Annotated in this window: 26 protein-coding genes and 1 tRNA gene; all 27 read left to right on the top strand. The window is 36.5% G+C overall.

What is annotated here, in order from left to right:
• Positions 1-2: 2 nt before the first annotated feature.
• The 27 genes from U8521_RS06255 to U8521_RS06125 all read left to right on the top strand — a co-directional run bounded on the left by U8521_RS06255 (position 3) and on the right by U8521_RS06125 (position 17,641).
• The gene (locus U8521_RS06255) at positions 3-1,256 is read left to right on the top strand and encodes a DEAD/DEAH box helicase (protein ID WP_334352210.1); all 1,254 of its coding nucleotides are present in this window, start codon (positions 3-5) and stop codon (positions 1,254-1,256) included.
• A complete protein-coding gene (locus tag U8521_RS06250) occupies positions 1,253-1,507 on the top strand; it encodes a hypothetical protein (protein ID WP_334352209.1) in 255 nt (84 codons plus the stop codon). The genes U8521_RS06255 and U8521_RS06250 overlap by 4 nt, the downstream gene beginning before the upstream one ends.
• On the top strand, positions 1,504-2,238 hold the full coding sequence (locus tag U8521_RS06245) for an AAA family ATPase (protein ID WP_334352208.1): 735 nt from the start codon (positions 1,504-1,506) through the stop codon (positions 2,236-2,238). Before U8521_RS06250 ends, U8521_RS06245 begins: the two co-directional genes overlap by 4 nt.
• Positions 2,238-2,798, top strand: coding sequence for a hypothetical protein (locus U8521_RS06240; RefSeq protein WP_334352207.1), 561 nt, complete (start codon positions 2,238-2,240; stop codon positions 2,796-2,798). Before U8521_RS06245 ends, U8521_RS06240 begins: the two co-directional genes overlap by 1 nt.
• A 72-nt stretch (positions 2,799-2,870) precedes the next feature.
• Positions 2,871-3,698: a bifunctional DNA primase/polymerase gene (locus U8521_RS06235; protein WP_334352206.1), complete on the top strand. Its 828-nt coding sequence runs from the start codon at positions 2,871-2,873 to the stop codon at positions 3,696-3,698.
• A gap of 1 nt (position 3,699) precedes the next feature.
• The gene (locus tag U8521_RS06230) at positions 3,700-4,932 is read left to right on the top strand and encodes a virulence-associated E family protein (protein WP_442886141.1); all 1,233 of its coding nucleotides are present in this window, start codon (positions 3,700-3,702) and stop codon (positions 4,930-4,932) included.
• A gap of 238 nt (positions 4,933-5,170) precedes the next feature.
• Positions 5,171-5,512 (top strand): VRR-NUC domain-containing protein, encoded by a 342-nt coding sequence (locus U8521_RS06225; protein ID WP_334352204.1) that lies wholly within the window; start codon positions 5,171-5,173, stop codon positions 5,510-5,512.
• 113 nt (positions 5,513-5,625) lie between these two features.
• Positions 5,626-6,309 (top strand): N-6 DNA methylase, encoded by a 684-nt coding sequence (locus tag U8521_RS06220; protein ID WP_334352203.1) that lies wholly within the window; start codon positions 5,626-5,628, stop codon positions 6,307-6,309.
• 178 nt (positions 6,310-6,487) lie between these two features.
• Positions 6,488-6,925 (top strand): hypothetical protein, encoded by a 438-nt coding sequence (locus tag U8521_RS06215; protein ID WP_334352202.1) that lies wholly within the window; start codon positions 6,488-6,490, stop codon positions 6,923-6,925.
• A complete protein-coding gene (locus U8521_RS06210; RefSeq protein WP_334352201.1) occupies positions 6,925-7,392 on the top strand; it encodes a hypothetical protein in 468 nt (155 codons plus the stop codon). Before U8521_RS06215 ends, U8521_RS06210 begins: the two co-directional genes overlap by 1 nt.
• A 16-nt stretch (positions 7,393-7,408) precedes the next feature.
• Positions 7,409-7,639 (top strand): hypothetical protein, encoded by a 231-nt coding sequence (locus U8521_RS06205; protein ID WP_334352200.1) that lies wholly within the window; start codon positions 7,409-7,411, stop codon positions 7,637-7,639.
• 259 nt (positions 7,640-7,898) lie between these two features.
• A complete protein-coding gene (locus tag U8521_RS06200) occupies positions 7,899-8,153 on the top strand; it encodes a hypothetical protein (RefSeq protein ID WP_334352199.1) in 255 nt (84 codons plus the stop codon).
• Complete coding sequence (locus U8521_RS06195; protein ID WP_334352198.1) at positions 8,150-8,308, top strand: hypothetical protein; 159 nt, start codon at positions 8,150-8,152, stop codon at positions 8,306-8,308. Before U8521_RS06200 ends, U8521_RS06195 begins: the two co-directional genes overlap by 4 nt.
• A gap of 7 nt (positions 8,309-8,315) precedes the next feature.
• The gene (locus U8521_RS06190) at positions 8,316-8,750 is read left to right on the top strand and encodes a DUF722 domain-containing protein (RefSeq protein WP_334352197.1); all 435 of its coding nucleotides are present in this window, start codon (positions 8,316-8,318) and stop codon (positions 8,748-8,750) included.
• A 342-nt stretch (positions 8,751-9,092) separates the two neighbouring features.
• Positions 9,093-9,165 (top strand) — tRNA-Phe (locus U8521_RS06185).
• A 228-nt stretch (positions 9,166-9,393) separates the two neighbouring features.
• Entirely contained in the window at positions 9,394-9,747 is a 354-nt protein-coding gene (locus U8521_RS06180) for a hypothetical protein (protein WP_334352196.1), read from the top strand.
• Between the two features lie 333 nt (positions 9,748-10,080).
• The gene (locus U8521_RS06175; protein WP_334352195.1) at positions 10,081-10,377 is read left to right on the top strand and encodes a hypothetical protein; all 297 of its coding nucleotides are present in this window, start codon (positions 10,081-10,083) and stop codon (positions 10,375-10,377) included.
• 2 nt (positions 10,378-10,379) lie between these two features.
• Positions 10,380-10,709 carry an HNH endonuclease gene (locus U8521_RS06170; RefSeq protein WP_334352194.1) on the top strand — a complete coding sequence of 110 codons (330 nt, stop codon included), beginning with the start codon at positions 10,380-10,382 and terminating at the stop codon, positions 10,707-10,709.
• Positions 10,710-10,822: 113 nt separating this feature from the next.
• Positions 10,823-11,146 (top strand): P27 family phage terminase small subunit, encoded by a 324-nt coding sequence (locus tag U8521_RS06165; RefSeq protein ID WP_334352193.1) that lies wholly within the window; start codon positions 10,823-10,825, stop codon positions 11,144-11,146.
• Entirely contained in the window at positions 11,133-12,779 is a 1,647-nt protein-coding gene (locus U8521_RS06160) for a terminase TerL endonuclease subunit (RefSeq protein WP_334352192.1), read from the top strand. The genes U8521_RS06165 and U8521_RS06160 overlap by 14 nt, the downstream gene beginning before the upstream one ends.
• A gap of 15 nt (positions 12,780-12,794) precedes the next feature.
• Positions 12,795-14,123, top strand: a complete 1,329-nt coding sequence (locus tag U8521_RS06155; protein WP_334352191.1) for a phage portal protein — start codon at positions 12,795-12,797, stop codon at positions 14,121-14,123.
• On the top strand, positions 14,098-14,841 hold the full coding sequence (locus U8521_RS06150; protein ID WP_334352190.1) for a head maturation protease, ClpP-related: 744 nt from the start codon (positions 14,098-14,100) through the stop codon (positions 14,839-14,841). Before U8521_RS06155 ends, U8521_RS06150 begins: the two co-directional genes overlap by 26 nt.
• A 3-nt stretch (positions 14,842-14,844) precedes the next feature.
• A complete protein-coding gene (locus U8521_RS06145; protein ID WP_334341181.1) occupies positions 14,845-16,053 on the top strand; it encodes a phage major capsid protein in 1,209 nt (402 codons plus the stop codon).
• A gap of 174 nt (positions 16,054-16,227) precedes the next feature.
• Positions 16,228-16,545 carry a hypothetical protein gene (locus tag U8521_RS06140; RefSeq protein WP_334352189.1) on the top strand — a complete coding sequence of 106 codons (318 nt, stop codon included), beginning with the start codon at positions 16,228-16,230 and terminating at the stop codon, positions 16,543-16,545.
• Entirely contained in the window at positions 16,526-16,873 is a 348-nt protein-coding gene (locus U8521_RS06135) for a hypothetical protein (RefSeq protein ID WP_334352188.1), read from the top strand. The genes U8521_RS06140 and U8521_RS06135 overlap by 20 nt, the downstream gene beginning before the upstream one ends.
• Positions 16,863-17,234: a hypothetical protein gene (locus U8521_RS06130; RefSeq protein WP_334352187.1), complete on the top strand. Its 372-nt coding sequence runs from the start codon at positions 16,863-16,865 to the stop codon at positions 17,232-17,234. Before U8521_RS06135 ends, U8521_RS06130 begins: the two co-directional genes overlap by 11 nt.
• The gene (locus U8521_RS06125) at positions 17,234-17,641 is read left to right on the top strand and encodes a hypothetical protein (protein ID WP_010019290.1); all 408 of its coding nucleotides are present in this window, start codon (positions 17,234-17,236) and stop codon (positions 17,639-17,641) included. The genes U8521_RS06130 and U8521_RS06125 overlap by 1 nt, the downstream gene beginning before the upstream one ends.
• Position 17,642: the final 1 nt, after the last annotated feature.

The raw sequence follows: 17,642 nt of genomic DNA, 5'->3' as shown, positions 1-17,642 counted from the left end.
TAATGGCTGAGATTGCCAGACGAGCAACAGACAAGGGTAATCGAATATTGTTCGTTGTTCATCGTAAAGAAATTGTTGACCAGGTTGTTAGAACTTTTAAACAACAGGGCGTTGACATGTCGCTTGCGAAAATAGGAATGGTTCAAACCATAACAAGGCACGTTGACGCATTAAAATCACCATCAATAATCTTTATCGATGAAGCACACCATGCGCTCGCTAAGAGCTATAGACGAATACTTGATAACTTTCCTAACGCGCTTAAATTATTGTTCACAGCAACACCATATCGCTTAAACGGCGAAGGGTTTGAAGAAGTAGCAGATGATTTAATACTAGGGAACTCAATAAAACAATTGATCAAGGATGGCTTCCTAGCACCAGTAGATTACTACGCCCCAGTTCAATTAGACGTTTCACAGCTTAAAACCAAGAGAAATGGTGAGTTTGATGAAAAATCTATTGAGGAAGCATTCAAACCTAAGGTTTATGGCAATGCCGTCAATACGTTTAAGAAGTTAGGTGGAAACAAACAGGCCATCGCTTATACATACAACGTGGCTAGTGCTGAACGATTAGCAAGTGAATTAAACACCAATGGAGTAGTAGCAAGAGCAGTAAGTGGTAAGACACCTAAAGATGAACGGGATTCAATTATTAATGATTACCGAAATGGAAAAATTCAAGTAGTAACCAACGCTGAACTTTTCACAGAAGGCTTAGATCTACCGAATGTGGATGTGGTAATTATGCTGCGCCCTACACAGTCGTTATCGCTGTTTCTTCAATTCGCGATGCGGTGTATGAATCCAAGAAAAGGTAAAACAGCAATTATTATTGACCATGTTGGAAATGTTAATCGATTTGGACTACCGACTGAACCACATAACTGGAAATTGGAAGGAAATAAAAAAGAAAAGTCTAATCACTCCAGGGATGAAATTAAGCCGGTAACGACATGTCCTGAATGTTTTGCAGCCTTCTACCGCAAGGGCGACAATTGTCCGTTCTGTGGTGCTGATTTAGTAGAAGAAAAAGAATTAGAAGTAGTTGAGGACGCCAAGCTTGAAAAAGTTAAAGAAGAACGACTTCGAAAAGCACACATGATTATGAACGGTGGTCTAGCTGCCAAAGTAGCTGATAAGAAAATCAGTGAATTACAAAATTATGAAGAGGTAAAAGCATATGCCAAGTTTAAACAATATAAACCTGGATGGGTTTACTTCTATTCGAAAAAGAGAGGTTTCATAAAATGATGAGAAGTACAGAGATTTTAATCAGGGATATTGAAAACCTTGGTTATGATACCGCATTTGGGTCAAGTAACCCTGAAAAGCCAAATCAACAGCTGTGGATTTACAAACCAGGTGGTTATCCAAACCCTATCGCTAAAGTATCATTGATTCTCCAATGCCGTGTTAACACGATGTTCAATGGTGTTGGAAAGAATCAAGCAGAATTATTAAAGGTACTAACTGATTATGCAACTAGGGGGCTTTTAGAATGAGTATTCTACCCGAAAACAAACCGCATCAACCGCACAACACCCCGAGAAACTTCTTTATCTGGGGAGCAACAATGAGCGGTAAAAGTTATCTGGCATCAGCGTTTCCTGATTCAATCGTATTCAGTACCGATGGAAATGAAAAGAATTCTGGTACACGTCCTACGATCGCATTAAAGAATTATGTTGATACAAAAGGGAAATTAACCACATCAGTTATAGACATTTTGGATAAATACATTTTGGCTTTAAGAACTGAACAGAACACTTTTAAGACAGTTGTAATCGATGTAATTGAAGATATCACGGTTCTGTTAGAACAAGCAATCTGTATGGAAAACAATGTTAAATCACTTTCTGATATTGGCTATGGAAAAGGTTATGCAATTTTCAACTCCATGCTTTCAGAAATGGTTATGAATCTAAAGGCTTTGCCAATGAACATCATCTATATCAGTCGTGAAGATATGAAGACAGATGAGAATCAAAATCTAATTCCAGTACCAGCACTTAAACAGAAATACTATAACGTCGTAAATGGTAACTGTGACTTAGTTATTAGAACTCAACATTTAGGAAAGAGCTATATCCGAACAGTCACAGACATTAGACGAAAGTATAAACAGTCTGAAATTGATGATCCACAAATTTTAAGAATTCTAATGGCAATACCTGGTGCATTAGTTAAAGATGTGCCAGCTAATACAACAACTAATAAGGATGGTAATAAGTAATGAGTTTAAGAGATAGAGCTAAAAACGTAATGAGTAATTTTGATGCAACAAAGGATGATATCAACGGGTATGAAGGACTACCAGCCGGAGATTATCATATGGCAGTTGAAAATGTGCAAGAAACCGATTACGGACAACTAAGCATGAAAACCCAAGTTATTGAAGGTGACAACACAGGACGTATCGAATTCATCAACATTAGTTTAGATGAAGTCACTTCAACAGGTAAACCTTTACCCGATTTTGTAATTGATAGAAACATCAAAACCATAGCGCGTTTAGCAGCAGTTTTGGGTGTAGCTATTTCTGACGATGCTTGGGACAATATGCAGATCATGGTACACGAATTTAATAAAGCAGTCGGTAAACAATTCAAAATGACTTTAACACTTCGTGAAAATAAGAAGAACCCACAATATCCATACAAGGAATATGAATTTGAAGAAATTAAAGAAGACCCATTTGATCCAGCTCAAGCACCAGAAGTTAAAGATAGTGATTTGCCATTCGGCGACCAACCACAAGCACCACTAGATAGCAATGGAGAACGTCCATTCTAAAAAAATGAATTAAGTGCAGTATCACAAATATGCCGAACGGGTGGGATGCCCAATTTATGAGGAGGGAAGGACATGAAAAATTTAGTTAATTATGCGATTGCTTATGCCGAAAAAGGCTTAAGTGTCCTCCCTATGTTAGATAAGAAACCATTGATCACCTTTGCAGATAAACCACCCTTAACAGTGGATGAGGTTAAACATTATTGGAAACAATTCCCATATGCACAAATAGCAATCAGGACTATCGATATATTCGTAATCGACATTGATACTAAAGCGGCTCATGGAAGTGATGGATTCGCATCATTAGATAAATTTAACCAGGATCACCCAGGGCTAATCATTCCGACCCTAGAGCAAGAAACATCAAGCGGTGGACGTCAATTAATTTACTTTAAACGCCCTGATATGGATATGACTCAGCACATTCAATGGCTACCAGGCGTTGACGTTAAAGCACACGTTAATAATTATTTTATGATCGCACCTAGTGAACGTAAAGGTAAAGAGTACAAGTGGTTGAATCACAATCCAATTATGACACCTAAGCCTGAATTAATTGAAATGATTAATAAAAAGCCAGTTTCAAAAAGTAACTATAATCCTGGCAAATATGAATTTAGTGAGGAGAAAACGGCTACATCCGAATTATTTGAATCAATCGTTAACGGATTAGGCGAAACAGGTGGCAGAAACAACGCCTTAGCAAGTTTTGTAGGTGGCTTACTATTCCGCAATGTAGAAGTAGAAACGGCATACGAGCTTGCTAGACAGGCTAATAGCAATACACCTAAATCACTATCTGATAAAGAATTCAACAGAACGTTTGAATCAATGGTCCAAAAAGAAATTAGGAGAAGGGAGGCAATCAAAAATATTGGAAACAAAATTGAAAAATAGCATGAGAAAACTTTCAAACATGCAACACAATAACAAGGTTGTTCAAATGCCTTTAGATTTCGAATTGAATGACAAAGGCAGCATTAAAACTAACAGTTTAAAAAACGTTGGTTTAATCCTGGAACATGACAAGATGTTAAGAAATATCTTTGCATTCAACGACTTTACTCATGAAATTGGAGTGGTTAAGGATGTCCCAGAGTTAAGGATTGATAAAGGTCAAATGCTTGATGACTATGATCCATCAATCCTGAGATATATCGAAGACAACTACCACCTTTTATTTAATCGAAATCTATTTCAAATGGCGGTTGTCAATGATGCCCGCAAGCGTAGATACAATCCAGTAGTTGATTACTTCGACTTCGTATACACACAGTGGGATGGAAAACATAGAGTTGCTGATTTCTTACCAACCTATTTAGGAGTAGAGAAATCAGACATTACTACGTTAATTACTAAGATATTCTTCGTTGGTGCCGTAGCTAAGGCTTACGAACCTGAAACTAAGTTCGACTTCGTACTCGATTTAGTAGGAGGGCAAGGAGCTGGTAAAACTACATTCCTTAAAAAAATGGCACGTGAGTGGTATACCGACCAGTTTTCCGATTTTAAAGATAAAGATAATTTCGGAGTTATGCTGCGATCATTGATTGCTAACGATGATGAAATGACGGCAACTAATAATAGTAGTTTTGAAAGTTTAAAGAAATTTGTTTCGGCCCAGGAGTTAGAATTCAGACCTCCTTATGGTAAAAAATCAATCCGTTATCCTAAAAATTTTGTTTTGGCTAGAACAACCAATGAAATGACTTATTTAAAAGATAGAACTGGTGAACGTAGATTCTTGCCTGTCAAAGTTGATTTAGATAATCAGCAATTATCACCGTTTGAAGATTTAACTGATGAAATTATTAATCAAATGTGGGGAGAATTCGTTAGCTATTATCAAAAAGGTTTTGATTTTGGATTAAGCCGCAAGCAAGAACAAGAGTTAGCTAAGTACCGTGAAGACTTCATGTATGTAGATGAAGTAGAAACGCAGATTGAATACTTCCTTGAAAAATATCCTGATGATTTTGTTAGCAGCAATCAAATAGCAAAGTTCTTAGGTGAAGCAAATTTAGTTAAGAACAGAAGACTAGCTAAAAAAATCAAATATGTGATGGATAACAAATTTGGATGGACATACGTAAAAAATCCAAAGCGAGGATATAGAAAGGACACTAAATAGACACTAATAGGCACTAAAAATAAACTTAGTGCCTAGTCTCTACCCTTAGAGCTTCAAGGCTTATATAGATAATAAGGCACTAAAGGCACTAATAAGTAGTATAGGTTATATATATTTATATTATTAGGTATATATAGGGTAAAGAAAAATTAGTGCCTAATGCCTAAATGAGAGCTAACCACTTGAAAGAGTAAGAAAAGTTAACGCCTAGCTTAGTGCCTAGTAGTGCCTAATAATTATGAATAAACGAGAGCAAGAAATTCAAAACGATATCCGTGTTGCTGTGAGTTTAGACCATTGCAAGGTGTTTAGAGCCAACGTTGGTAGTATTCGATTGCCAAACGGTCGATACTTTCAAACTGGATTGCCGCCTGGCTATCCAGATCTACATGGATACAAAATCTCTAACGGTAAGATATTTTATATCGAAGTTAAGACACCAACTGGAAGACCTAGACCAGATCAAATACAGTTTCATAACCAATTAATGGCTGATCATATCATCCATGGTATAGCACGAAGCCCAGAAGATGCATTAAAAATAATCGATGAGGAGCTGGTGGGATATGGTTTCAAATAAGTATAAATTAGATGTAGCGAAAATAAATAAAGTTGCTGAAAAGTGTACTAAATCATAATTAAATGGAATTGGTATTAATATTGTGAGATTAAAAATGAAAGTCAGAAAAATAGATGCTAACGACAGAAAAGATAAATGAATTAATTGGTGTGAATGATTCATGGAAGGCACCAGAGAAGTTGCTATCAACGATGTTGGATAAGGATAAACGTATTCAATTATTCAAATCGTTCTTAAAAAATGAAACGGATATGAGTTTTGACTGGTTTCATATGTATTTTCAAGATGAAGCGGCTGATCGAAAGAAGAAAAAACAGGATTTTACTCCTCAATCGGTTTCAGCAATCATGAATAAACTAGTTAATACAAAAGACGATAATTATTTTGAACCTGCCGCAGGAACCGGTGGAATCGTGATTGATCATTATTATCAAAAGTGTTTAAAGCAAATGCCTTGGGACTATAGACCTAGTGAACATTATCATATTTTAGAAGAGCTATCAGATAGAGCGATACCGTTCTTACTTTTTAATTTAGCAATTCGTGGAATGAATGCAACGGTAATTCAAATTGACAGTTTATCAAGAGAAAAATGTAAGGGCGTCTTTTTCGTACAAAACGTTAAGAATGATGCATTAAGCTTTAGCGATATAAATATAATGCCTTATTCAGAAGAGGTCGAAAAAGAATTCAATATTAAAAGCTGGAGTGACGAACGCTATCCAGAACACATCGAAAACAAATTGGAGGAAGTATTTGATACAAAATCAATTGAGCGTATCAAGGAGATTCGCTAATAATGCAGAAATGTATTATAGAGCTGAAGATGGATCAATCAGAAAAATTAGCAGACAGAATTTAATAAAAAAGTTAGAGTGTAAATGTGAACATCATTGTTAACAATTTATAAAACCGAATAGTATCAAAATTTTACGAAGTATCACAAATACACATCATGATATATAGGAGAGAATTATGAAACGTAAATTAGAAAGTAAATATAAAAAGTTAGTTAAATACATTAACAAACGGAGACCATCCACATACTTAGCAGAAATCATTACTGATTTTGAATATGCTGATGGCGATTTAACTTCTAAAGAAATGGAAGTTCTGAATTCAGTTGGACTTAATGCGGATACTCATTCGTCCGATTTTGATAAATTAATTCAAATTATAGTGAATATCTATAACAACAATTATGAATTAGAAGAACAAAAATACCGTTTCTATTTAAAAGGTGCTCAAAATGATGATTTTTACAAACTATATTTTAGCTTGAAGCGTGTTTCAGGATGCGATGTTTCAATTATTTCAGAAAGACCAACAACACTTACCGAAGAGCAGTTCCTAAAATATCTACCCGATGAAATGGACCCCGACCAATTCGAGAGAGAAGAGGTAACTGAATAATGACAAGTATAGTACCGCTAGTTGCGGAGTGTGAAGCTGAATTTGGAAGTATCAAACAAACGCCTATCAATGATAAACGACTAGTTAAAGCTAGAAAATTTCTAAATCACGGTGTTGATCCATTCGAAAATATCGAGGTTGATTTTGATGTAGACGCTGCTCAAAAGATGCTTGATAAAGGACTTTACAAACAAGACATCGCTGAATTTCTCAACACTAAGCCTTATAAGATTTCTAAATTGATTTATAAAGGAGTGCTCGATGATTCGAATTGGTTGAAAAATAAGTCTGACTCCAAAACTTGTAGATATGTGTTTTATAAAAATGGTGATTATCAAATGCGTGGAACGATGAAAGAAATTTCAGCATTGACAGGAATTTCAGTCAGCAGTCTTAAAAGCTTTAGAACTAATGAATATAAGAAGAGAAACCACAGAATTAGATACCGACTTGTAGAAATCGATTAAATTGGAGGATAAAAATATGAAAGCAAAAAAATTAGCACCAATTCCAATGAAATCAATACTAAATAGCCGTTGTAATATCCGCGACGAGATGACAATAGGTATTAGTGAAGAAGATGTTGAAGAACTCTTAGATCAGTTTGATATTGATGATTGGCAGGTTGATGAAGTTATTCAACGTGCAAGTATATTAGCCCCCGTTGATGCTTTCGATAAAACTATCACACCTGTCGTTTGGGAGGAAGACTAATGAAATCAAGTCAACTCAAAAAATCAGTAAAATGCAGAAACCAAAAATTAGTGAGGTGGAAAAATGAATTATTCAGACAAGAAAGAGCTTGCAAATGATTGTAAGTATTGCCATTACCCTTTCAAAGTTTTAAAAAACGGCGATAGACTGATGCCGCCTTTAACGATATTCGATTGGTGGGGAATCATGCCTCATTACTCTGAAAGAATTGGAACGATTATTAAGTGCGATGAATGTCCTGAATGTGGGAGGAGATTAAATGAAAGAATGTAAATATTGTGATTTTAAAATAAAGGATTATAACGATGATTATGAATCAACATTAGGGTTTAATAATCGATGGAGTGGAGCCAATTTGCTAAAATGTACAACAACGCATGAAGAAGTTGATGCAGAAAATGGTGTTTTATACGAAGGAAAATACTACCTATCGGTAGGCGGCGACGACGAAGGCTTTTTTGAAATTCATTATTGTCCAGTATGTGGGAGAAAATTGGAGGCTAACGCTGAATGAAGTTTAATATTGTAGCACCAGATGGCTCAGAAGAAATCAAAGAGTTTGATTCATATGAGGCAGTTAATCATTATTTGCGAGTTAAAAACAACGAAATATTTGAAAGTGATGTCCAAGCTGAAAAGCTGGACTTTCCAGTGAAGGTTATTGAATGACAAGGGAGTGAGCATTATTAGACCAGGAACAAAAAAACGTGTTGAAGAAATTTTACGAGATTATCCCAAAATGGATAAATACATTAATGATCGTAGACAAGAACTGATGTATCCTATTAAGCCTGACGATGAGAATGTAGGCGGTGGTAAGTCATCTAAAGTCTCACGACCACAAGAACAAATGATTATTACTATCGATGAAGACAAGGAACTTAAAGCGTTAGAGCGTGAGAAGAAAGCTGTAGAAGCTAGTCTATTAGACAGTGACACGGATACTAATATCATTGCTAGAGAACTTTATTTTAAAGAACATCCAAAGTATCAAATGGATGGATTGATTGAAGACAAGCTAATATATTGCAGACGTACTCAAGCATTTCAAAAGAAGTCTAAATTGATTAGAAGAATTGCAAAAGAAATGGGACTATATGATCCCTATTAAACCGTACTAATTGCGTACGCACAGACCCTATTTTAGAGTTAAATTAGTAACATGGATGATTGATAGAGATACCAGTCATTCAAATAATAAATAATGTCCCTTTAATCAAACTTTTTAAACGACATTTAGTATTAGGCTACGGAAACCTAACGCTAAGTATAGATGGTCACGGTGACACTGACAGAGGTTAAACAATGTAAAACGACAATACTAATAACGTCGTGCTCTTATCAGTCTAGGTTCGACTCCTGGCATCTATATTGTGTGGAAACACGCAAAATATTGTTAAATTTCGATACAAAAATCCTCATAAATGGCTGGTGATGATAAAGCCAGCCACATGTTTCGATAGCTCAACTGGTAGAGTGGTGGTGTGAAGTACCACAGGTTATAGGTTCGACTCCTATTCGAAACATTGATTGTCGGAAAACAATCAAAACAACTTGTTTATCTGAAAACAACAACGGTAGTCGGTGGCGCAAAGGGTAACGCTGTAAAAACGGGGTGCATGGTTCGATTCCATGTCTGGCTATGGTTCCAAAATAATATATAGGTGGAGAAAGCCTATGTTTACTAGAAAACACTATCTTAATCGATGGTGTTTTTATATAATCTTCTTGAGAAACTTTTCAGGAGGAAATTAATGGTAGTATACTCGGAGATATCTAATATGCTTAAAGACATTTCAAAAATTGCAAAGAAAATCAATGATTCAGAATTGAATTCTTCAATTATTGAACTTCAAGGACAAGTAATGGATTTATATAATGAAAACATCGAATTAGTTCATGATGTTGCTACATTAAAGAAAGAAAAAGATATTGCAAAACAAGTAACATTTGGTAAAAATGGATATGTATATGTCAATGATGACGGACCATATTGTCCCGGTTGTTATGGAAGCAAAAACAATCTTGTTAGATTAACCCCAGATGGAACTTCAAGACATTATTATAAATGTTCTAGTTGTAAATCAACATTTGATGTTCCTGCATAATAAATATTTGCCTATTTGCTAGCTGTTTTTATTACAACATATAATAATATCGATATTAATTACTAAATACTTTAAAGATAAATAATTAGAGATCACATCAAACGATGTGGTCTTTTTATTTTGGAGGATAAATAATGAATAACAATGATAGCAATACAACTAAAACAGACTTAGGGTTTCTATCCATTCTCACTCTCATCCTCGTGGTGGCTGGCAGTATTAGTAATCATTAGCTTATAGATTCATCGGTTGGAAGGTTGGTATCTCATTAGTTCCCTTAGCTAAGAAAGCTGGTTCGATTCCAGCAACCGAAATAAATTGGAGGTGTGTCATATGAATAGATTTCAAAAGAAACATATCAAGGAATATCTCGATGAGAATAAGATGAGCCTTGATGAGATACAACAGGCTTTCTTAGATTCATTCACAATGAATCAGGTATCTAATGAAGAGGCTGCCGCATTGTTCGTATCACTTATGCGTAACATGATGCAGATGCCACACAATGCACAACAATTAAAGGACTTAGGTATTGATCCAACTAAGTTAAGCATTGACTCAGTAACGGAGCTAATTAATGTATGGGCCAAACAATACGTTAAGGACATGCCTGAACGTGGTGGTAAGTAGCTATGAATCTAATGACTGATAGCATGCTACATAAGCTAAGAGATTGGATAGCTAATGATGATGTGATTAAGTTCTATCACACGAATGAATGGCGCAAGGTCAGAGCCAAGCGACTCAAGCTAGACCACTACGAGTGTCAGGTATGCAAGTCACAAGGCAAGCATACTCATGCTACTACTGTGCACCACATCAAACATGTTAGAGACTATCCAACGCAAGCATTAAATTTAAATAATACTGAGACTATATGCAGGGTACACCATAATACGGAACATCCAGAAAAGCTGGAACAATTTCATAAAGATAAATTCGAAAACAAAGAACGCTGGTGAGTAATCCCCCCGGTCAAACCAAATGGACAATCCCTTAGGGAACCGAACAACGGGGAAGGATGAAGACTCAACAAAAATATCAATTCTTACATGAGAGGGGGTTTTACAAAAATATGGCAAGAAAGAAGACGATAACAGCCAAGAACCTAAAGGAATCACTATTAAAGCAATTGAAGACCATGGGCGCCGATACACCGCAATTTGAAGATTTAGTTAACGATTATGTGAGTTTTTACGAAATCAAGAACAAGTTAATTCTTGATATTTCTGCTCGTGGTGTAAGTATCGAGTGGCGAAATGGCGAGAAGTCTCACGGATACAAGAAGAATGATTCTATCGCTGAATTAGTTAAAGTTAACGCTCAAATGCTTAAGATTCTACAACAGTTGCATATTGAAACGATTGAAGGCGAAGTTGAAGACGATGACGATTTCTAAAGTTAAATATCATCCAGCAATTGATGAGTATATGAATGGTGTTTTATCTGGGAAAATCATCGCTTGTAAAGAACAAGTTCAATTGATGCACTTTCTAATCGATAAGTTAAACGATCCGCACGCCGTATTAAGAACCGACTTAATAGATAAGGCTTTGGAAAATATCCAAAAGCACTTCGTGTGGAAGTTGCTACCCTGGGAGAAATTCATCCTGGCTTTTGTCCATGGAGCCTTCTACGACGATGGCAGTTTGATGTTTGACGAGTTCTTAGTTCTCTTAGGTCGTGGAGGTGGTAAGACTGGTTTCATGTCAGCTGAAGAGTGGCTACTAGCTAGTAAACAAGGAATCAGAGATTATGATATTGATATTGTAGCCACATCAGAAGAGCAAGCCACTACTTCATTCAACGAAATTCACGATTTACTTGATAGTAAAGAGAAATATTATAAGAAATACTTTCAATGGACTAAGAAATTGATTCGATACAAGAAAACTAATTCTAAAATTAGATACCGCACAAGCAATGCCAACACAAAAGATGGTGGCAGACCTGGTGCAGTATTTTTCGATGAAATTCACGCTTACAAGAACGAAGAAACTATTAACGTATTCACATCTGGATTAGGTAAGAAACCACTCCCACGGCGTTTCTATATGACCACAGACGGATATAACCGCGAGGGTTTCTTGGATAATCTAAAGGAAGAAAGCAAGATGGTCTTAGCTGGTGAGAGACCTAAACGTCGAATGTTTCCGTTTATTTGTAAGCTAGATAGTCCCAATGAGTGGGAAGACGAGCAAATGTGGGAGAAGGCTAATCCATCATTGATTTACTTTCCAAATCTAAAACATGAAATGGAATCAGAATTCGAGAAAGCTCATGATCGTGACCAAGCTCGTATCGAATTTATGACTAAGCGGATGAATATTCCAGCAACTAAAGCACAATCCCCAGTTGCTAAGTGGGAAGATATCAAGGCTACTAACCAACCCACTCCCTCGCTGCTTGGTAGAAGCTGCGTGGTCGGAATTGATTTCTCGGACACAATGGACTTTTGCGGAATTGGATTACTATTCAAAATCGATGATAAGTATTACTGGAAACATCATTCGCTCATCAATTACAAAGCGTTGCAACATAGAAAGTACAAAGTTCCTTTAGATGTCGCGAAAGAACGCGGATTAATTAAAATTATCGACGATGAAACCAACCAACCTAAATATGTTGTTGATTGGATTTTAGAACAAGCCAAGAAATACGACATTAAAGGCGTTGCAGCCGATACTTTTAGACGTAATTACCTGGAACAGGAATTCAAAAATAACGGTTTTGATGACTTGCTACAAGCTAGAACGGGTATCAAGACACATACAGAACTAGAGAATACCATCGATGATTTATTCGCCTATCACAAGCTCGTATATACAGACGATGATTTCATGATGCGTTGGTATACAAATAACGTTTATAAAGATCGTGATGAGCGTGGGAATATTGAATACAAAAAAATTGAGCCTAAGTTGCGAAAGACTGATGGCTTTTTTGCTTTCCTGAATGCTTTCCAATTTAGAGAATTGCTAGATATTCCAGTTGCGACATATCACAGAACTTTGAGAACACACACTTACTAGAAAGGAGGTGAGCGGTTGGGATTTCTTAATATTTTTAAAAGTAACGAACCGGTAAGAGTCACAGAATCAGAACAAGCTAAAGAGCTAAGAAAAAAGCAGTATCAGTTGTTTGAGAATTATATTCAGTCCTCAACTACTAATACTGCTTTTAAGTTATATGCGATTCAGCTATGTATCAATCGGATATCTAACGCCTTAACTAAATGTGACTTTCAAACATTGAAAAAAGGCGAGAAATTCCAGGGAGATACATGGTACCAATTGAACGTTGAACCTAATCAAAATCAGAACGCTGCTGATTTTTGGAACAAGGTTATCTATCAAATGGTTATGAATGAAGATGGAGCTTTAATTATTCAATCAAGAGTTACAGGCGAATTGCTAGTTGCTGATGACTTTATTATTCACGAATTTGCTTTTAAACCGAATGTGTATTCAAACATCATGATTAGCAATTATTCAATGAACACTAGTTTTATTGAAAGTGAAGTGCTCCATTTAAAACTCAATAATTCTAAAGTTAAATCTTTATTTGACGGAATATTCGAACAGTATGGATCACTGTTGAACGGTGCAATTAAAAACTATAACCGTAGCAACGCTATTAAGTACGCATTGAATATTGATTCAACATTTGACCAATTAAAGTCACGTCCAGTTGTTGACGAAAATGGTAATCAAGTGACTGATGAGAGCGGTATCCCATTAACTGAATACGATACAGTCATTGATGACTTATTCGGAGAAAGATTGAGGGGCGTGTTTAGTGATAAGGATTCAGTTACTCCACTCGAATCTGGATTAACTTTGAATGATTTGAACGCTACCGGTAATAGTAAGTCATCCGGGAGTGCTGCTAATAAGACTACTAGAGATATTTCAGCAATGGTCAGCGATATCGTGGATATGTCAGCAGATGCCTTTATGATTCCACGAGGCTTATTGAAGGGCGATACAGCCGACATTGACGGTATGACCGATAACTTTATTTCGTTTTGTATTAATCCGATAGCTGAACAAATTGAAGATGAAATTAATCGCAAGATGTTTGGCAAAAATAACGTTATCAAACACACGTACTGCAAAATCAGAACTGATAAGATTCGAAACTACGATCTAACTAAGATTGCTAATTCAGCTGAGTTAATCAGTCGTATTGGTGTCTGGTCAATCAATGATATTTTGGATTTCATGGATTATGAACCAATCGATGAGGACTGGGCGGACAAACACGTGATTAGCAAAAATTACAGCCTTGTGGAAGATCAGGACAATGACAATTTGAAGGGTGGTGAGAATGACAATGGAGATGGAGAACATGAAGAAAATAAAAACAGTATTTAATGTAGTTGATGCTACTGACGACAAGCCAGCGAGAATGAACTTGTATGGATTTATTGGTTCATCAGCATCATTCTGGGACAGCGATGCTCAGGATATTACTACTAAAAGTGTTACCAAATCGCTAGACGAAATTGAAGGCGACACGTTAGATGTCCACATCAATTCAACCGGTGGAGATGCCTTTGAAGGTATTGGAATTTACAACGCTTTAAAACAATCGGATAAAACAATCAATGTTTATATTGATGCGTTAGCAGCTAGTGCCGCATCCGTCATAGCTATGGCAGGCGACACTATTTTTATGCCAAAAAATGCACAAATGATGGTCCATCATGCTGCAACATTTGAGTACGGAAACGTTCAAGACTTTGAACAAGTCATCAAAATGCTTAATAAGATGGATAATTCTTTGATTGCATCTTATGAAAGCCGATTTAAAGGAACTAGCCAAGAGCTTACTGACTTGCTAGATGCTGAAACATTCTTAAATGCTGACGAGGCAGTAGCATTCGGGTTTGCGGACAAGATTCTTGATTACTCTGACGATAAAGACGAGGACAAGGAACAAGATAATATCAAATCCTCATTATTCGCTAAATACGGAGATAACAAGATTGTTGCTAATGCTAACAATCCCGAACCGGTTAAAGAACCAATCAATAAATCAACAAACTTAGCTGATAGATTAGCTAATTTAATTGCGAAAGAAGGAAATTAATAAATGAAAAATTTAGATTTAGATAATGAAAAACTAAAAGACTCACGAGTGGCTATGTTTAATGCCTTGCGTGATGGAGACGAAAAGGCTCAAGAAGAGGCATTTGGTAACTTTGCTCAATCACTCCAAGACACAATCAGTGCTGACGCATTCAAGCAAGTTAAAGAAATGAATACTGAAATGAATGATGAAAAGGTACTTGAAGCTCGTGGAATTCGTAGACCGATGACGTCATCCGAAAGAAAGTTCTTTGCTGACGCAGCTAAGAAACAATCATTCGAAAACTTAGATGAAGTCCTACCCGAAACAGTCATTGAAGATGTTCTATCACGTATTACAGAAGAACACCCACTGCTTGCCGCTATTGATACTCAACCGGTTACAGCTTTGATGAAACTTATCTACGCTGATCCAACTAAGAAGACTGCCTTCTGGGGTAAGGTTCCAGACGATATCAAACAAATCGTCGAAGATGGTTTCAAGCCATTGTCATTAGAATCAAGCAAGCTATCTGGATTCATGGCAGTTCCAAAAGGTTTCTTTAAATTAGGCCCATCATATTTGGCACAATATGTAATCACATTCTTAGAAGAAACTATGAGTGCAACACTTGAAACTGCTGTTGTTTCTGGTGATGGTAACTTGCAACCAATCGGTATGACTAAGAAGCTTTCTGGTTCTACTGATGGTGTATATCCTGACAAACCAGCTATTAAATTGAATGATTTGAAACCATTGTCATTAGCTGGAATCCACGCAGCTTTGACTAAAGCTAAGACTGCTAATGGTCCAATCAGTGCCATCGTTAACCCTATGTCCTACTGGGCTAAGTTGTTCCCACAACTAGCTGTTAACGACGCTGACAACAACTGGCACTTAATTGCATTGCCAACTGGCGATACTATCATCCAATCTTATGCCGTTCCAGAAGATAAAATCGTGTTCGGTTTCACTAAGAACTACATTCTGGGCGTATCTGGTGCCGTGGAACTTAAGGAATATGATCAAACACTAGCAATCGAAGACATGGACTTATACATTGCTAAATTCTTCGGTATGGGTGTTGCTAAGAATCAAAACGCATTCTTCGTGGCTGACATCTCTGGTATGGAAGGTGCAACTATTCCTGAACTTGAAGGCGCTCCTGACGTTAAGAGAGCCGGCAAGATTGACGATGTAAGTGAAGCCGCTGACAGTGAAGAGTCAAAATAGAAACGCCGTCTGAGAATGATGGCGCCTTTGATACGGCTGGAACTGTTAAGCCAACAGCTAAACAAACAGTAGCCGAAATTAAAGCTTGGTTAGATAATCAAAAAATTGATTACACCGGCAAGACTACTAAAGACGACCTATTAGCATTAGTACCTACAGAATAGAGGTTAATAAATGAAATATGAAGTTAGTGATGAGCTGCTAACACAAGTTAAAAGTGAGCTTCAAATTTCTTTTAACGAACGTGACAACAGTTTGAAAAAAGCTATCAAACGTGGCATGGCATTCATCACCAGTAGAGCAGGACCAATCGACTTTGCTGGCGAATCAGAAGCATCGATAGTCGCTAATGATTTACTAATGAACTACTGTCGCTACTACTGGGAAGGCTACAGACAGATGTTTCCTGTGGACTATCAAAGTGACATCCTACATTTACAAATCGTTAACGGGGTAGCTAGGAGGTCTATTGATGAAAAGACGACTGACTAACTATACTGACGGAGTTTTAAGATATGGAACTATTAAAACTAAACGTAATGAATTTAAAGAGAAAATCGGGTTTGAATTAAATGAATCAGGCTTTCTCTTTTTTAATTACAAACAAATTCGACAACAGGATGAGGATATTTTTAGCAGTGGTAAAGATCAGTCATCCAATTTAAAAGTTGAAACTTATTATGTTCCAGGCATCGATAAGCAGATTCACAAAGCTGTTATTAACGGCAATTACTACGAGATTGAATATATCGACTTATCAACCGATAGGAAACATATGTTTTGGTATCTCACTAAAGAAGGTGTATTGAATGAAGTTTAAAGATTCTTTAAAGCTCGATAAGTTCATCGAAATCATGAACGGAGAAGATTATCCACTGTTTGATACGTCAATTGAAAAGGATGAAATTACGGCTAACAAATCGTTTTTTATTTATTCAAAAGACGGTGAGATTACACCAGCCCAGGAGAATCATAATCAATTTTTACAAAAGTTCGTTCTGTCTTTTATTACTCGCAACAACTCTCAAGTCGATGTTTTACAGCTTGCAGACAAGCTGACTAAGGCACGCCTTAGATTCACAGGCTCAGAGATTGATGACGGTAAATTCACTGATACAAACGAAGATGCCAAGATGATTACTTTGAACTTCGTTCATGTGATTAAAGCAGGTGACTGGTAATGGCTGAATTCTTTTTAAACTATGACAGCTCGAAAGCCATTCAAAACGAAATGGCTAAGGTTCCAGATCGTGCCGAAGATGCCGTTAATAAAGTTCTACATACATACGGTGCTAAACAAGCGATTCAACAAATCGTTAAGTTTATGCCTATGTCTAATCGAAACAAAAAACATGCTAAGAACTCTAATCCACTTAAATCAGACATGATGAATTTAGGATTTAGAGTCTATGCACGTGGTGGAGCGGCGAAGAACAAAGGTAGTTTTGGTTACCTTGTATTCCCTAATGATGGTATTGGACCACATAACCTTATTGATCAAAGGTTCTTTGAACAAGGTGGGGAAGCTGCTTCAAATCCAATTTTTAGAAAAGTTATGGAAGCGTTAGAAGACGCAATGAAATTATAAA

The organism is Companilactobacillus miaonis (assembly GCF_036913615.1).
In the GTDB taxonomy this organism is placed as follows: domain Bacteria; phylum Bacillota; class Bacilli; order Lactobacillales; family Lactobacillaceae; genus Companilactobacillus.
The sequence above is the reverse complement of the archived record's forward strand: the minus strand, read 5'-3'. Positions and strand labels throughout refer to the sequence as shown.

What these genes read in the sequence shown, in the direction of transcription:
- U8521_RS06165 (WP_334352193.1), top strand. Translation starts at nt 10,823, where the DNA reads ATGGCAAGAAAGAAGACGATAACAGCCAAGAACCTAAAGGAATCACTA.
- U8521_RS06170 (WP_334352194.1), top strand. Translation starts at nt 10,380, where the DNA reads ATGAATCTAATGACTGATAGCATGCTACATAAGCTAAGAGATTGGATA.
- U8521_RS06150 (WP_334352190.1), top strand. Translation starts at nt 14,098, where the DNA reads ATGAAGAAAATAAAAACAGTATTTAATGTAGTTGATGCTACTGACGAC.
- U8521_RS06220 (WP_334352203.1), top strand. Translation starts at nt 5,626, where the DNA reads ATGCTAACGACAGAAAAGATAAATGAATTAATTGGTGTGAATGATTCA.
- U8521_RS06140 (WP_334352189.1), top strand. Translation starts at nt 16,228, where the DNA reads ATGAAATATGAAGTTAGTGATGAGCTGCTAACACAAGTTAAAAGTGAG.
- U8521_RS06215 (WP_334352202.1), top strand. Translation starts at nt 6,488, where the DNA reads ATGAAACGTAAATTAGAAAGTAAATATAAAAAGTTAGTTAAATACATT.
- U8521_RS06145 (WP_334341181.1), top strand. Translation starts at nt 14,845, where the DNA reads ATGAAAAATTTAGATTTAGATAATGAAAAACTAAAAGACTCACGAGTG.
- U8521_RS06245 (WP_334352208.1), top strand. Translation starts at nt 1,504, where the DNA reads ATGAGTATTCTACCCGAAAACAAACCGCATCAACCGCACAACACCCCG.
- U8521_RS06205 (WP_334352200.1), top strand. Translation starts at nt 7,409, where the DNA reads ATGAAAGCAAAAAAATTAGCACCAATTCCAATGAAATCAATACTAAAT.
- U8521_RS06175 (WP_334352195.1), top strand. Translation starts at nt 10,081, where the DNA reads ATGAATAGATTTCAAAAGAAACATATCAAGGAATATCTCGATGAGAAT.
- U8521_RS06200 (WP_334352199.1), top strand. Translation starts at nt 7,899, where the DNA reads ATGAAAGAATGTAAATATTGTGATTTTAAAATAAAGGATTATAACGAT.
- U8521_RS06210 (WP_334352201.1), top strand. Translation starts at nt 6,925, where the DNA reads ATGACAAGTATAGTACCGCTAGTTGCGGAGTGTGAAGCTGAATTTGGA.
- U8521_RS06235 (WP_334352206.1), top strand. Translation starts at nt 2,871, where the DNA reads ATGAAAAATTTAGTTAATTATGCGATTGCTTATGCCGAAAAAGGCTTA.
- U8521_RS06160 (WP_334352192.1), top strand. Translation starts at nt 11,133, where the DNA reads ATGACGATTTCTAAAGTTAAATATCATCCAGCAATTGATGAGTATATG.
- U8521_RS06130 (WP_334352187.1), top strand. Translation starts at nt 16,863, where the DNA reads ATGAAGTTTAAAGATTCTTTAAAGCTCGATAAGTTCATCGAAATCATG.
- U8521_RS06225 (WP_334352204.1), top strand. Translation starts at nt 5,171, where the DNA reads ATGAATAAACGAGAGCAAGAAATTCAAAACGATATCCGTGTTGCTGTG.
- U8521_RS06255 (WP_334352210.1), top strand. Translation starts at nt 3, where the DNA reads ATGGCTGAGATTGCCAGACGAGCAACAGACAAGGGTAATCGAATATTG.
- U8521_RS06250 (WP_334352209.1), top strand. Translation starts at nt 1,253, where the DNA reads ATGATGAGAAGTACAGAGATTTTAATCAGGGATATTGAAAACCTTGGT.
- U8521_RS06135 (WP_334352188.1), top strand. Translation starts at nt 16,526, where the DNA reads ATGAAAAGACGACTGACTAACTATACTGACGGAGTTTTAAGATATGGA.
- U8521_RS06240 (WP_334352207.1), top strand. Translation starts at nt 2,238, where the DNA reads ATGAGTTTAAGAGATAGAGCTAAAAACGTAATGAGTAATTTTGATGCA.
- U8521_RS06195 (WP_334352198.1), top strand. Translation starts at nt 8,150, where the DNA reads ATGAAGTTTAATATTGTAGCACCAGATGGCTCAGAAGAAATCAAAGAG.
- U8521_RS06180 (WP_334352196.1), top strand. Translation starts at nt 9,394, where the DNA reads ATGGTAGTATACTCGGAGATATCTAATATGCTTAAAGACATTTCAAAA.
- U8521_RS06230 (WP_442886141.1), top strand. Translation starts at nt 3,700, where the DNA reads ATGAGAAAACTTTCAAACATGCAACACAATAACAAGGTTGTTCAAATG.
- U8521_RS06125 (WP_010019290.1), top strand. Translation starts at nt 17,234, where the DNA reads ATGGCTGAATTCTTTTTAAACTATGACAGCTCGAAAGCCATTCAAAAC.